Below are 14,433 nucleotides of genomic sequence, written 5' to 3'. Positions count from 1 at the left end.
GTTCAGCGACCCGCTCTTCGTCGAGGCGGCACAGTGGGGCATGAGGTCCTTGCCCGCCGGTGGCCGTGATCACCGTCAACGCACCGTACCAGCCAGCGGGTTTCCCTACTACACCGGCACAATCAGCCGTCACAGCAGGGGCGGTGTCGGCGTGGAGGAACTCCCGACTTGTCGATCACTGTGTAAATTCGGTCAAGATCGTGCTGAGTTGCACCGCGAACGATTAGCATCGCGCGCATGACCACGAGAAGCGATGCGGTCGCCGAACGCCGACCGGCCTACCTGTCAGACCTCGCTGCCGGAACCGACCGGTTCTTCGACGAGCGCAGGGAATCCTGCCCGTGGTGTGATTCCAAGCGGATCGGCCTCCTCCTGCGGACGACGGACGTGATGCAGCACAAGCCGGGCGTCTTCGTCCTGGATTCCTGCAAGGACTGCGGGCACGTCTTCCAGAACCCCCGGCTGAACGACGAGGGACTCGAGTTCTACTACCGGGACTTCTACGACGGTCTCGGCGAAGAGAACATGAACAAGATCTTCGGGACCAAGCGCGCCGGGCACGACGGGCGGACCCACATGGTCGCCGCGCAGGGCAGGCCCAAGCAGTGGCTCGACGTCGGCACGGGGCACGGGCACTTCCTGGCCGACGCGAAGAGGGTGCTGCCGGACACCGAGTTCGACGGACTCGACCGGACCGACGGAGTGGTGATCGCCCAGCAGAAGGGGCGGATCCGCAAGGCCTACCAGGGCAGCTTCATCGACCTCGCCCCCGAGTTCGCCGGTCAGTACGACGTGATCAGCATGTATCACTATCTGGAACACACCGCGGACCCCAAGGCGGAGATGGCCGCCGCGGCGGCGGCCCTGCCGGTGGGCGGGCACCTGGCCATCGAACTGCCCGACCCGGAGTGCGCCTGGGCCCGGCTCCTCGGCAAGTGGTGGATCTCCTGGCTGCAGCCCCAGCACCTGCACATGATTCCGATCGCGAACCTGCGCGCCGAGCTGAGCGCCCTGGGACTGACCGTCGTCTCCGAGCAGCGGGCCGAACCGCACAACGGGCAGGACGCCGTCAGCGCGGCGGTCCTGGCGATCAACGCGGCGCTGATCGGCGGGGAGGATCTGGCGTGGCGACCGGCCCCGCCGTCACGTGCCCGCGCGCTGCTGCGCAAGATCGCTTTCAACGCGAGCGTCCCGGCGCTCGTGCTGGCCTACCTGGTGGACCGGGTCTCCGCGTCGATCGGTGGCGGTCGCGGCCTGTCCAACACGTACCGGGTGCTCGCGCGCCGGACGTCCTGACCGGTACGAGGCAGCCGGGCGTCCGGTGCCCGCCCGGTCTCCCACGCACGCACCCACGGTGCCCGGTACGGTCACCCACCGTCCTTGGCGCGCCCCCGGGCAGAGCCCGTGACCAGCGGATTTCCCGATTCACCGGTCACGGGCTTGACCTTGACACGGTGATAACGTTTCCACTTGGGCGCAGGAGGTGGTCCCGATCAACACGACCAACGTAACCCCGCAGAACACCCGCGTGGCCAACGCCCTGGGAGCCGAGGACTCGTCCGTCCGGCTCAAGGCGGCCCTGGCGGTCGGCTCGAACCCCGACCCCGAGTTCCTGGAGGCGCTCGTCGAGCGGTGCGCGGTCGAGCCGGACTTCTTCGTACGGGACATGCTGTCCTGGGCGCTGACCCGCCTCTCGCCGGAGGTCACCCTGCCCCGGATCCGCCAGGAGCTCGACTCCGAGCGCACCCAGGCCCGCAGCCAGGCGCTGCACACGCTCTCCAAGATCGGCGACAAGAGCACGTGGGCCTGGATCACCCGCGACATGCTGCGCGACGCCGACGACGAGCTCGCGCGGACCGCGTGGCGCGTCGCGGTCTCCCTCGTGCCCGAGGACGAGGAGAAGGACCTGGTCGACGAACTGGTTCTGCAGCTCGGCCGCGGCGACCGCAACGTGCAGCTGAGCCTGAGCCGGGCCTTCGTCGACCTCGGCGACGTGATCAAGCCCGCCCTGGAGAAGGCCGCGGAGCACCCCGACCCGGCGGTGGCCGCGCACGCCCGTGCCACCGAGCTGCTCCGGCAGGACCCGGAGACCGGTTTCGACGCGGCCATCGAAGAGGCGAAGCGCGTGGTCACACTCGGCCCGGAAGCGGCTGCTGCCGTCGCCGCGGCGGCGTCGGCAGGCACCGGGACCCCGGAGACCGCCGAGACCGCCGAGACCTCGGAGACGACCGGGTCGACGGAGACCGCGCATTGCTGATCGGTGATGTGGCCCGCCGTTCCGGGGTGAGCAGCCGGATGCTCCGGCACTACGACGCCCTGGGGTTGGTGCGGCCGACGGGCCGCACCGTCGGCGGCTACCGCGAGTACTCCGCCGAGGACGTCCGCAGGATCTTCCACGTGGAGAGCCTGCGGTCCCTCGGGCTCTCGCTCAAGCAGATCGGGCGCGCGCTGGAGGACCCGGCCTTCACGCCGTCCGCCTTGGTCAGCGACCTCATCCGGTGGACGGAGGACCGCCTGGCGCGGGAACAGGAGCTGCTCGAGCGACTCCGTGCGATCGACGCGTCGGCGCCCACCGGTTGGCAGGGCGTCCTGCGCATCGTCGAACTCATGCGGGAACTCAACTCGACCAGCGCCGCGCGCAGGCAGCAGGCCGTCCTGGCCCGGCCGGAGGGTGTGTCGGTTCCCGCCGAGCTGCTGGCCGGAGCGGTCCTGACCGAATCCGACCCCCACGTCGCAGGCGCCCTGCGCTGGGCGCTCGCCCGATCGGGCGGCGACGGCGTGGCGGCGCTGGACGCCGGCGCGCACTCGGAGGACGTCGACATCCGGCGGCGCGCGGTGCAGGCGATCGCCGAGATGCCCGAGGCCCCGGGTGCGATCGCGGTGCTCGCGGACGCCCTCGGGGACCCGGACCCGACGGTGCGCAGACACGCCGCTCTGGCCCTGGGCAGGCACGGCGTGGCCGCGGCCGTGCCCACACTCGTCCGCATGGTGGTCGAGGGCTCCCATGACGTGGACGCGGCGGAGGTTCTGGGAACGCTGTCCCAGGACCCCGGGTGCGCGGACCGGATCACGACCGCCCTGGTCGACGAACTCGCCGCGCCCACCGCGGACTCCGCGACGCGGATCCGCCTCACCCAGGCACTGGTCGAGCTCGCGGGAACCACCGCGCAGGAGGTCCTGCGCCAACTGGCCCACGACGACGACCACGCCGTCGCCCTCGTCGCCTCGGCCCTCGCCGGAGTCCTCGAAGAGCGGTCCCCGGAAGACCGGGCCGACCAGGATTCCTGACAGCGCACCACCGAGGCGCGGCGGCACCCGGCGCCGGCGACGAGTGGATCGACGCGGTCGACGCCGCGCAGTCGCGCTCGCGCGCGTGCTCTGCGGTCAGCCAGAAGAACCCCAGCTTCTTCGGGAGTAGCTCACCAGCAGGTTCTTCGTCTCCTGGTGGTACAGCAGTTGCACGGCGGCGACCACTGCGAAGCCGAGTGTGTAGCCGATGAAGGCGCTGCTCCTCGTACAGCAGGGTCGCTCTGGAGCGCGTGGGTGCGGACCCCACAGCCAAGCTACGGAGTGCGCTCGGCGAACTGCTCCAGACGCTGGGTGATGATGTGAATCGAGGGTCTGGCCGCAACTGTTCCGACAGCAATCCACCGCCCTGACGCCCGACGGGGTGGACGCCGTCCGGGCGGCTGGCCTGCATGTTCGGATCGTCGTCTTCGTCGACACCGTGGCGGACGTTCCCCCGTACGGGCGGCTCGACGGGCGCCCGCCGCCGGACGGCCGGAGGATCAGTGCGGGAACACGCGATGGGAGCCGATCAAGGATGCCGAACACCGCCGGTCGCCCGAAGCGGGCGCGCATCGTCCTGTCAGGTGTGCTGGTCCTCGCCGGGGTCGTCGTGACCGGGTGCGGCGAGGCCCGCGACGCCGGGCAGGCGCTCGGAGCAGGGCCTCGCCCCCAGGCGGCGCGCTCCGGCAGGGTCACCGTCGTCTACGAGGCCCGAACGGTCAAACCGGAGGACCGGCAGGCCGTGGCGCTGATCCGGAGGTCCCGTGTGCTGGAGCGGTCGGCCGAATGGGTGAACAGAGCTCTGACCCTCCCGCACGATATGGTCGTGAAGGTCACCGCCGACGTGCCGCCCGGCGTCACCGACGCCGTCACCCAACCCGACGGCAGGACGATCTTCATCCCGCCGTCGTTCCTGACGACCATCGAGAAGGCCTTCGCCGATGTCGTGAAGACCGTCGAACGGCCTGCCCCGTTCCCCGCGTCCGAGTACAACACCGACGATCTGACCGTGCTGTCGACCGAGTTCATCTTCGGCCACGAGATGGGCCACGCCCTGCAACGCCAGCTCCTCCTGGCCAACCTCGGCCTCGAAGAGGACGCGGCTGACGGCTTCGCGTCCTTCTACACCGTCAACGAGGTCGGGCCGGGCCCGTCGCTGGCCGCCGCGGTCCTCTTCGACGAGCTCGCCCGCAAGGAAGGCCAGCCGACCCTGGAAGGCCTGGCGAGCGACCATCCCGTCACCCAGCAACGGGCCTTCAACTTCCTGTGCTACCTGGAGGGAAGCGACCCGAAAAAGTACCAGAAGTCCCTGGTCGACAGCGGCTATCTCCCCAAAACCCGCGCCCCCCTCTGCCCACAGGCGTGGGCGATGCTGGACTACGGCTGGTGGACCCAGCTCCAACCCCACTTCAGCGTGGCGTTCAGGGCCCAGGGCGATGAGGAGCAGAAGAAGGCGCATGCGCGGCTGATCGCGGAGACGGAGGCCCTGGCGCGGCGCATCGACGAGATCCGCAACAGTCAATGAGCCTGTGCGTGAAGGCGCCTGACGGGCGAAAACCCAGGGCAGGCGCCTTTTTTCGTGCCTTTAGAAGAAGCCGAGACGCTTCGGCGAGTACGGCACGAGGAGATTCTTCGTCTCCTTGTGGTACAGGAAGCGTGACCTGTTTGACCTGGGGAAACGACCGTTGTGGGGCTCTTGGTTGGCATCGTGGTCCGGGAATGGTCCGGATCTTGGTCGACCTGCACACCAGGCATAGGCGAGGGGAGCGGCGCTCAACGACGTTGCGCCACCGGTAGGCGGTCTTGTAGAAGCCGCAGGGGCGTTCACGGGCCCTGCAGGCGAGCTGGTCAGCGCGCCCAGGGATGGTGGCCTTGATGGCGCGTCTACGGAGGTAGGAGCGGAAGGTACGGGTGGAGGAGCCCTCGTCGGCCACAACATGATGGGGCTGTATCCGTGGCCGGCCCGGTCCGCTGCCGGGCACGTGGATACGGGTGATGACAGCTTCGGCCTGGGGGCAGTCGTTGCGGCTCGAGGCAGGGTGGTCGCCTGCCTGGCAGGAGGTGCGTGTTGTCGTACCTTCCTGCCCGCGCCCGGAGGGGTGAACGGCCCCAGCGGTCTGTTTGGCGTCGTACCGCACCACTGGGGCCGTCCGGGTCAGTCCACGACGATGCCCGGATAGCAGTGCTGGTGATGCCAGCCCGGGGCCACCGGGTACCCGCAGTGGCAGAATTCGGGCCGGGCTGACTCGCCCCTGGCGCGCCGGGTCAGGGCGACGATCAGGGGCTGGCGGTCCAGCCAGGACGCCGCGTCGTCGCGGTCGGTCAGGCCGAGGGCCTCCGGCGTCACGTCGAGCCCGTCGGCGAGCAACTCGATGAGCTGGTCCGTCTGTTTACGGATGAAGTGCAGGACGTTGCCGCAGTAGGAAGGGGGCATCTCGTCCAGCCGGTGGCGGCGGTCCTGAACGTCCTGCCAGACCTCGTCCTGGTTCAGGAGGTTCACCCAGTGCTCCTCCGAGGTCCAGCGTGCCGTCGGCGCGATGGGTCCGCTGCTGCCCGCGAGCCGCAACAACTCCTGGGTCTCCAGGGCCTCTTCCAGGGCCCGGCGGTACTCCGCGTGGTCCTCGGCCGCCAAGCGCCGGTAGATCGCTACGGACATGTCGGCGTCCCGGCGCGCGGCGGCGAGGTTACCCTCGGCGCCGCGCCGGGCCTGGGCCGACTGGTGCAGGACCTTCGCGTGGTCGCTCTCGTACCGGACCGGGTCGGCCGCTGCGAGCCGTGCAGTGATCCCAGCCGCCTCGTCGGCCAGGGTGAGGGCCTCCCGCCACCGTTGCAGCCTCCCCAGATAGGTGACGAGCCGCGACGCGACGTCGGCCAGGACGGGCTCCTGCACGGCGGGTGCGACCGAGGCCAGTCGTCGGGTGGTCGCGACCGCCTCCTCCAGCGCGGTGACTGCCTCCTCCCTGCGCCGCGACGCCCACAGCAGGACGGACAGGTTGCCCAGGCACTGCGCCAGCTCGGACTCGTCGAGTACGAACGCGCGGGCGAGTAGCGACCCGGCGGGCGGGCCGGCCGCCAGGCCGCGCCGGGCGAACTCGATGGCCCGCGCCTGCGCGGCCACGGCGTCCGAGAGGCGGCGCAGCTGCCAGGAGAAGATGCCGAGGTTGTTCAGGGCGAGCGCGAGGCCGCTCTCGTACTGGTCCGGTTGGGTCGCCGTCAGACGCCAGAAGATCCCGACCGCTTGCTCCGTGGGGGGGGCCATGGCCCGGTCCGGGTATCCGGCCGCAGCCAGCCCCCGGCCCACCTGTGCGAGGGCCAGGGCAAGGCCGGGCTCGTGGGCTGCTGGGTCCGCCACGGCCAGGTCCTGGAAGAGCGTGACCGCCTCCTCGGCCGCGTGCAGGGCGCGATCGGGGGCGTCGGCGTCGAAGGCGTGCTGGGTCAGGTGCAGCAGCGCGGTCGCCAGGGTCGCGGTCGGGGACATGTACGGCGATGTGGACGAGAATGCGGCAATGGAAGAGGACGGAGACTGAGAACCAGCCGGGTGTGTGCCCACAGTAGCCGCCTTCCGGAAGCAGCGCACTGCCTCCTCGTCCGCGGCCAGCGCCTCCTGTGCCCGCCCCGCCCGGCCGAGCCGGAAGCCGAGGCCCTGGTGCAGGCGGCCGCGCTCGGCAGGGTCGGCGGTGTGGGGGAGGCGTTCGGCGACCAGTCGGGCAGTGAACGTCGCGATGCCCGCGTCCAGGTCGAGCTGCCCGAACTCCGGGAAGCAGGTCTCCACGGAGGCGAGTACGGAGGCTGGAAGGGTGGTCTCGGCGAGCGCCGTGAGGGCCGCGCTGCCCGCGGCGACGGCCACCGACGGGTCCTGCCGCAGGATCTGCTCCAGGTGCCCGGCGATGTGCGGCCAGCGCCCCGGTGCCGCCGCGGCGGCCAGGAACGTCAGGCCGCGCGTGACCGACGGCGGAACCGCACCGTCCGGGTCGCGGGCACTGAGCGTGCGCGCTGTCGGTGCGGCCCAGGGGGCGGCTGGATAGCCGGTCACGCGGTGCCCGTCGAGGCTGAGGGCGAGGAAGTCCTCGGCGAGCCGGTCCGGGTAGAGCGGCTCGAGGACGGCGCCCGGCTCCGCCGCCGGGTAGCAAGTGCCGTGGTCGGTGAGCAACTGCAGGGGCCGCTCCAGGCCGATCGCCGCGAGCAGGGAGCCGCCCTCCCCCGGTGACACGGCCCCGGTGAGAGCGGCCGTGAACACGACGCGGTTCATGTCGCTCGGCGCGGTGCTGAAGTCCAGTCCCTCCAGGCGGTTCTCCCACAGCCGGGTCCAGTGTCGTCGCTCCCGGTTCAGGAGGTACGCGGAGAGGCCGGCCAGGTCGTTCGGGGCCTGTTCGCCGCGGACGTGGGCGTCGACGGCAACCAGGGCGGCCATGTGCACCGCGAGGACGAGCCCGAACTCCGGGCGCCCCAGATCCTGCGGTTGTGCGATCACGGCCGGGTCGGGCACACCGTACCGGGCGGCGAAGCAGTCCCTGGCCGCGGCGAACATGGCCGACCGGGCCCGCGGGTCGCTGCCGGGGGCGCCCAGCGGGCTCAGCTCCTGGTCCTGCGTGCCGGCCATGATGTCTTCCAGGGCGGAGCGCACGGCGGGCCAGGCAGTGGCCGAGCGGGCGAGCAACAGCAGCCGGGTCGGCAGGGGGCTGGTGAGCAGCCGGTTGCTGAACAGCCAGGTGAGGTGCGAGACAGGCCAGCGGTCGGCGTAGTCGACCACGAGGAGCATGCCGCGAGCCCCGTCGGGCCGCAGGTCTGCGCTGTTCCCCTGGCCCGCGTCCAGAATGGCGCCCGGGCCGTGCGTGGCCGTGACGACCTTCCAGCCTGCAGCGGCGCTCTCGGCGGCGAACTCGTCGGCGAGGCGGCTCTTTCCGTGCCCGCCGGGGCCGTGCAGCCAGGTCGCCGAGAGCCGCGGCCCGGGGTCGTCCCGCCATGCGGTGAGCTCGGCGCGCTCCCGCTTCCGGCCGGTGAAGTCGACCAGCCGGTAGCGGGCGTTGAGCATCCGGCTGGGCTGGTCAAGCAGCCAGGTGTCGTCCGGCGCGGGGGCCGCACTCTGGTGCTCGCCGAGCAGGTACACGGGCCCACGATCCGGGAAGACGTGCAGGTCGGCGCCCACAACGCCGTACCCGAAGCCGCTCTCCACACGGATCGACTGCTGGACGGTCGCCTCTGTGGCGGGGCCGGACGGCGGTGCGCCACCGCCGCCAGTGGCGACCCGACGGCTCTGCCGGGTGCCCTCGTCAGCCCCTGTCACCGAGCGGTCCCGGGGGCCCCTTCGGCGGTGCGACCGGGCGCTGACTCGGTGCTGTAGTGGTGGTTGACGATGCTTCCGCCCTGCACCAGGAACGCCTTCGCGTTGTCCCGTACGACGACGTCCTGCACCCACTTCGGCTCGCTGTTCCCGGCGGGCCGGACCTCCTCGATCAGGGCCCGCAACTCCTCGGCCGCCGCCGGGTCGCGCTGCAGCAGCGAGCGCAGCTCGAGCTGCCACAGTGGAAGGAGCGTCTGCCGCACCCGGTCGCTGTCGTCGGCCTCCGCCACGAGTTGTGCGTTGCTGTCGAGTTGGCCCTCGATCGCTTGCTGCCGTTCCTCGCCGCCACGGCGCCGGAACAGCTCCGCCACGCGGGCGCGGGCCAGCATCCAGGAGTCGGTGGCCATGGCTCCGACCACTGCCGTACCGCCGGCCACCACGAGTTCGTCGAGCACAATTCCTCCCTCAGCGGGCCCCTATGACGTCGCGCACTCCGTGCGCCGCTGCCCCGCACCGACGACCGTAGAATATCCAGCCGGAATGCGGGGGGTTGTGCTGGCCGTTCTCACGACGTGTGAGCGATCACTCGCTCCACGGTGGCCCCTGTGTCAGAGTTGGTTCATGCGCACGGCTGATGGGGGAAAGCAGGATGGAGCGGCCGCGTCGGGGGAATCCGTACCGGACCTGGTCCGCAGGCGGTGGAGGGCCCGTCTGACCGACCCGCTGCCGGCCCGATTTGAGGAGCCGGGCTGGAGCTACGAGGAAAGGGTCCCGCGCCGCTGCCCCGCCTGCGGCGGCGAACTGCACTCACTGCGCAGGCCGTACGAGTCCCAGGGGCGCGTCTACCGCTACGTCGCCGTCGTCTGCCCGCGTTGCCCCGCTGCCTACGCCCTCGCGGATCTCGGCGTGAAGACGTACGACAAACTCATGGGCCACAGCGGCTGGGCAAAGGCGCCCACGCCCGCTCCCGCCGCGAAGCCAAATCCCGGCCCCGATGCCGACGATGCCTGGGACATGCTGCTCGGCCCGTGCCCCACGGGTGATGAGCCGGGCGGCCTGACTATCAGACCGATCTATGCCTCCCCCGGCGCGGCACTCCGGCCTACGCCCGGCCCCGCACGCATCATTGCCTCCAACCTGACGTCACCCGGACCCAGTTGGCCCGCCGACCTGCCGCTGCCGGCCGACCCTGAACTGCGGCTCCTGTACTGGTGCAAGGTGACCGACCCGCATTGGCGGCCATCCTTCGAGGCTATCGATGCGGCCGAGGACATCCGCGTCATCATGCCGGACGGTCCGGAATTCGACGCCCTGCGCGTGTACCTGACCGACGAGGACATTCCGTACCGCTGTGCACGGCACTGGCAGGAGTCAGAAGTCGTCGGCACCGTCAGCGACCTGGGGCAACGAACCGACCTCGTCGCTTGGCCCGTCCGCTCCGGCCCGCTGCCAGCGGCCCCGGTCGCGGGTCCCGGCGCCCATGCCGCCCGTGACGCGTTCGCGCTGCAGTGGGACGCCCTGGAGGAACTGCCCGAGGACGCCGACGACGCCTACGTCCCGGTGGCCGACCTGGTACCGCCGAGCTGGTCGCGGTTCCTGAAGTACCCGACGTTCAATCCGGCGCAGGCCGACGCTGTCCCGGCGATCCTCGAGAACGACGGGAACGTCCTGGTTGTCGCCCCGACCGGCGCGGGCAAGACCCCAATCGGCATGGTCGCCGCCCTCAAGGCCAACGTACAGGGCCGCAAGGCTGCCTGGCTCGTGCCGCAGCGCTCCCTGACCGACGAACTTGACCACGAACTCGACCTGTGGCGCAGCAACGGACTGAGCGTGGTGCGCCTCACCGGCGAGTACGCCGTCGACGCCGAGCTGATCCGAAAGGCCGATATATGGGTCGCGACCACCGAGAAGTTCGAGGCCATCTGTCGCACTGGCTCACTGCGCGACGCCCTCGCCGACGTCGGCTGCCTCGTCGTCGACGAGATCCACCTGCTCGGCGACCCTGGCCGTGGCCCCATCCTGGAGGCCCTGCTTGCTCGAGTCGGCGAGGACACCGGGCAGGTGCGTGTCGTCGGCCTGTCCGCGACGGTCGCCAATGCCGACGAGGTCGCCGACTGGCTCGGCGCCCGCCTTGTGAGCACCACGTGGCGGCCCACCCGGCTGATCTGGCAGATACCCGTCCCCGCCGCGTCCACCAACAGCGACCGGGGCGCCCGCGCTGCGGCCCGCACCCGCGCCGCCGTGCAACAGGTCCGTACCATCGCCGAGGAGGGCGGCAGCGCCCTGGTGTTCTGCGGCAGCAAGCGCGGCGTGCGCATGACCGCGCTCGCCCTCGCCGAGGAGCGCGGGGCCTGTACCAAGGGCGTCGACAAGGACGACCCGGAGGCCGTCGAGCGGCTCTGCTCGCTGACGGGCGTGCGCATCCACTACCGGGATTGGCCCTACAAACGCGAGGCCGAACAGGCGTTCCGGAACCGCGAGGCAAACGCCCTGGTGGCGACGTCCACTGTGGCGGCCGGGGTCAACCTGCCCGCCCGCGCCGTCGTCGTACGTGACACCGAGATCGGCCTGGACCGAGTCGAAGTCTCCATGGTCCAGCAGATGTTCGGGCGCGCCGGGCGCGTCGGCGCCGGGGAGCGCGAGGGCTGGGCCTTCCTCCTCACCGACGGCACCGACCGGCCCGAGTGGCAGGCCCGTCTGGCCGCCGGCTACACCGTGCGCTCCCGCATCCGCGAACGCCTGCCCGACCACCTGCTGGCCGAGGCGGTGCAGGGCCGCGTGCGCACGCTCCGGGAGGCCGAGAACTGGTGGACCCGCACCCTCTCCTACCACCAGGGCAACGAGAGCTTCGACCCGCTGTACGACGCCGTCGAGTTCCTCACCGAGGCCTGCTACCTGCGCCGTAGCCCCGGCCTCGAGCACGACGACACCCTCGTGGCCACCGAGCTCGGCGCCCTCACCAGCCGTTTCATGCTCGCCACCGACCTCGCCGATGAGATGTCCGACGCGCTGCGCGCCGCCCCCGTGCCCCAGGACCCGGACGGGGCCGAGCAGTTGCTCACCGCACTGCTCGCCACGCACCTGCCGAACCTGGAACAGGCCCATTTCACCGACCGGGCCCGCGCCGTGCTGCTGCGGGTGCTGCGCAACGGCGGCCACCTGGACCTCCCGGACCCGGAGGCGGGCGGCGCGCTGGCGCGGCCGGTGGACGAACCGGTGGTCGCTGGGGACCTGGCGCGGGCAGCACTGCTCCTGGTCGCGCACAGCCCCAAGGTGTTCCGCACCCGTTCCCCGTACGTCCTCGGCATTCCCTCCGAGAGCCTCACCGGCATCTACGAGGAGTCCCAGCGCTACCTGGCCTGGCTCGGCGCGCAGGGCCCGCTCGGCACCGTGCACCCCTGGGCCGCCGTCGTCGCCGCCGACCTGGCCGCCCGGATCCGCTGGCGGGAACTCGGCCCGCGCCGCGGCGCCGGTCGCCTGTTGTGGATCTGCGAGCAGATGGCCACCGCGCCGCTCGCCAACCGGCTCGTGCCGCAGATGTGGCGTGCCGCCCGCAAACGAGGCATAGGCGCCCCCGACTGGCCGGGCACCACGTCACCCAACGGTTGCGTCCTGCCCTCCCAGCGCTACCGGCAACTCCTCGCAGAGCGTACGACGGGCGCGCTCGTCACCCCGGGTCCGGACGGTGTCCTGGTCCGGGACTGCCCGCGTGGCGCGACCGTATGGCTGTGGGACGGCACGTCGGTGGAGTTTCACCCGGTCGAGCGCGCCCCGGTCGAACTCCCCTACCCGCGCCCGGCACCGGACGACCCGGTGGGCGGCCACCGTGGCGCGGCCGTCTTCACTCGGAACGACCACTTGGCCACGGGCTGGTTGGCTGCGTACAGCGGCTTGGTCTGAGAGCCGTCCCGGTGGGGGTAGCCCTTCGCGATTGGTTGGTTGGTGAGGTCAGGTGCTGGCGAGGTGGAGAGCGTCGAGCGTCACCGGCAGCGCCGTGTGGAGTCCGACCACTTCGCGTAGCATGGGATGGACGACGGATGTCCAATCCCCCTGCAGGTGCGTCCAGGTGACGAGGGTGACCTCCAACCTGGCCAGGCTGAGACGGATAGGGGGGGGCGGAGCTGGCCCAGTCGCTTCGCGTCGTGGATACGCCTGGGGCCGCCGATGCGGCGTAGCGCTCCAATTGGTCCGTGGCTGGTCCGGGAGCCGCGCAGATTTGTGGAGAATGCCGCAGGAGTGCCTGAGTGATCGCGGATTGTGACTGCGAGTGTCTGGGTTGCCTGGGGGGTGAAGCCCCCTCCAGGCAACCGACTTGAAGCTCTAGAAGAACCCCAGCTTCTTCGGCGAGTAGCTCACCAGCAGGTTCTTCGTCTGCTGATAGTGATCCAGCATCATCCGGTGGGTCTCCCGCCCGATGCCCGACTGCTTGTAGCCGCCGAAGGCGGCGTGGGCCGGGTAGGCGTGGTAGCAGTTGGTCCAGACGCGGCCCGCCTGGATGGCTCGGCCCGCGCGGTAGGCCGTGGTGCCGTTGCGGGTCCAGACGCCGGCGCCCAGGCCGTAGAGGGTGTCGTTGGCCGTGTGGATCGCGTCGTCGAAGTCGGTGAAGGGGGCCACCGCCACGACCGGGCCGAAGATCTCTTCCTGGAAGACCCGCATGCGGTTGTCGCCCTCGAAGATGGTGGGCTGGACGTAGTAGCCGCCCGCGAGTTCGCCGCCGAGGTCGGCGCGGGCGCCGCCGGTGCGGACGCGGGCGCCTTCCTGCCTGCCGATGTCGAGGTAGGAGAGGATCTTCTCCAACTGGTCGTTGGAGGCCTGGGCGCCGATCATCGTGTCGGTGTCCAGCGGGTGGCCCGGGAGGATCTGTTCCGTGCGGGCGGTGGCCGCTTCCAGGAAGGCGGCGTAGTGGCCTCGCTGGATCAGGGCGCGGGAGGGGCAGGTGCAGACCTCGCCCTGGTTGAGGGCGAACATCGTGAAGCCCTCGAGGGCCTTGTCGAGGAAGTCGTCGTCGGCGGCCGAGACGTCGTCGAAGAAGATGTTCGGGCTCTTGCCGCCCAGTTCGAGGGTCACCGGGATGATGTTCTCCGACGCGTACTGCATGATCAGGCGGCCCGTCGTGGTCTCGCCGGTGAAGGAGATCTTCGCGACGCGGGGGCTGGAGGCGAGCGGCTTGCCGGCCTCGACGCCGAAGCCGTTGACGATGTTCACCACGCCCGGCGGCAGCAGGTCGGCCACCAGGTCCAGCCAGACGTGGATCGACGCCGGGGTCTGCTCCGCGGGCTTCAGGACGACGGCGTTGCCCGTGGCCAGGGCCGGGGCCAGCTTCCACGCGGCCATCAGGACGGGGAAGTTCCAGGGGATGATCTGGGCGACCACGCCGAGCGGCTCGTGGAAGTGGTAGGCGACCGTGTCCTCGTCGATCTCGGAGAGGCCGCCCTCCTGGGCGCGGATCGCGCCCGCGAAGTAGCGGAAGTGGTCGATGGCGAGCGGGATGTCGGCGGCGAGGGTCTCGCGGACCGGCTTGCCGTTCTCCCAGGATTCCGCGACCGCGAGGAGTTCGAGGTTGCTCTCCATGCGGTCGGCTATGCGGTTCAGCACGAGGGCGCGTTCGGCGGGGGAGGTGCGGCCCCAGGCGGGGGCGGCCGCGTGGGCCGCGTCCAGTGCCCGTTCGACGTCCTCCGCCGTGCCGCGCGCGATCTCGGTGAACGGCTGTCCGTTCACCGGGGTCGGGTTCTCGAAGTACCGGCCCTGCTTGGGCGGTACGTACTCGCCGCCGATCCAGTGGTCGTACCGGGGGCGGTAGGAGACGATCGCCTCGGGGGATCCGGGGTTGGCGTAGCGGGTCATGGGGGCGGCCTTCCGGTTCG

8 protein-coding genes are annotated in these 14,433 nt (G+C 71.0%); 5 read left to right on the top strand and 3 right to left on the bottom strand.

Annotated features, from left to right (window positions below; all coding sequences use genetic code 11):
- Nucleotides 1–237 precede the first annotated feature (237 nt).
- The 4 genes from FHS38_RS11865 to FHS38_RS11850 all read left to right on the top strand — a co-directional run bounded on the left by FHS38_RS11865 (nucleotide 238) and on the right by FHS38_RS11850 (nucleotide 4,813).
- On the top strand, nucleotides 238–1,296 hold the full coding sequence (locus tag FHS38_RS11865; protein WP_184733502.1) for a class I SAM-dependent methyltransferase: 1,059 nt from the start codon (nucleotides 238–240) through the stop codon (nucleotides 1,294–1,296).
- A gap of 232 nt (nucleotides 1,297–1,528) precedes the next feature.
- Nucleotides 1,529–2,257 carry a HEAT repeat domain-containing protein gene (locus tag FHS38_RS11860; protein ID WP_311775273.1) on the top strand — a complete coding sequence of 243 codons (729 nt, stop codon included), beginning with the start codon at nucleotides 1,529–1,531 and terminating at the stop codon, nucleotides 2,255–2,257.
- On the top strand, nucleotides 2,251–3,288 hold the full coding sequence (locus FHS38_RS11855; RefSeq protein WP_184733500.1) for a MerR family transcriptional regulator: 1,038 nt from the start codon (nucleotides 2,251–2,253) through the stop codon (nucleotides 3,286–3,288). Before FHS38_RS11860 ends, FHS38_RS11855 begins: the two co-directional genes overlap by 7 nt.
- A gap of 535 nt (nucleotides 3,289–3,823) precedes the next feature.
- On the top strand, nucleotides 3,824–4,813 hold the full coding sequence (locus FHS38_RS11850; RefSeq protein ID WP_184733499.1) for a DUF4344 domain-containing metallopeptidase: 990 nt from the start codon (nucleotides 3,824–3,826) through the stop codon (nucleotides 4,811–4,813).
- Between the two features lie 630 nt (nucleotides 4,814–5,443).
- On the opposite strand, the gene FHS38_RS36045 is transcribed toward FHS38_RS11850, so the two are convergent.
- A complete protein-coding gene (locus FHS38_RS36045; RefSeq protein ID WP_184733498.1) occupies nucleotides 5,444–8,572 on the bottom strand; it encodes a tetratricopeptide repeat protein in 3,129 nt (1,042 codons plus the stop codon).
- Nucleotides 8,569–9,024, bottom strand: a complete 456-nt coding sequence (locus tag FHS38_RS11840; protein ID WP_184733497.1) for a hypothetical protein — start codon at nucleotides 9,022–9,024, stop codon at nucleotides 8,569–8,571. Before FHS38_RS11840 ends, FHS38_RS36045 begins: the two co-directional genes overlap by 4 nt.
- A gap of 166 nt (nucleotides 9,025–9,190) precedes the next feature.
- Between FHS38_RS11840 and FHS38_RS11835 the strand changes: the two genes are divergently transcribed.
- Nucleotides 9,191–12,469 carry a DEAD/DEAH box helicase gene (locus FHS38_RS11835; protein WP_184733496.1) on the top strand — a complete coding sequence of 1,093 codons (3,279 nt, stop codon included), beginning with the start codon at nucleotides 9,191–9,193 and terminating at the stop codon, nucleotides 12,467–12,469.
- Between the two features lie 420 nt (nucleotides 12,470–12,889).
- On the opposite strand, the gene adh is transcribed toward FHS38_RS11835, so the two are convergent.
- On the bottom strand, nucleotides 12,890–14,413 hold the full coding sequence (gene adh, locus FHS38_RS11830) for an aldehyde dehydrogenase (RefSeq protein ID WP_184733495.1): 1,524 nt from the start codon (nucleotides 14,411–14,413) through the stop codon (nucleotides 12,890–12,892).
- Nucleotides 14,414–14,433 lie beyond the last annotated feature (20 nt).

Source organism: Streptomyces netropsis (assembly GCF_014203545.1).
GTDB classification, from domain to species: domain Bacteria; phylum Actinomycetota; class Actinomycetes; order Streptomycetales; family Streptomycetaceae; genus Streptomyces; species Streptomyces netropsis.
Note: the sequence above shows the minus strand (reverse complement) of the source record. Positions and strands in the feature narration are given on the sequence as shown.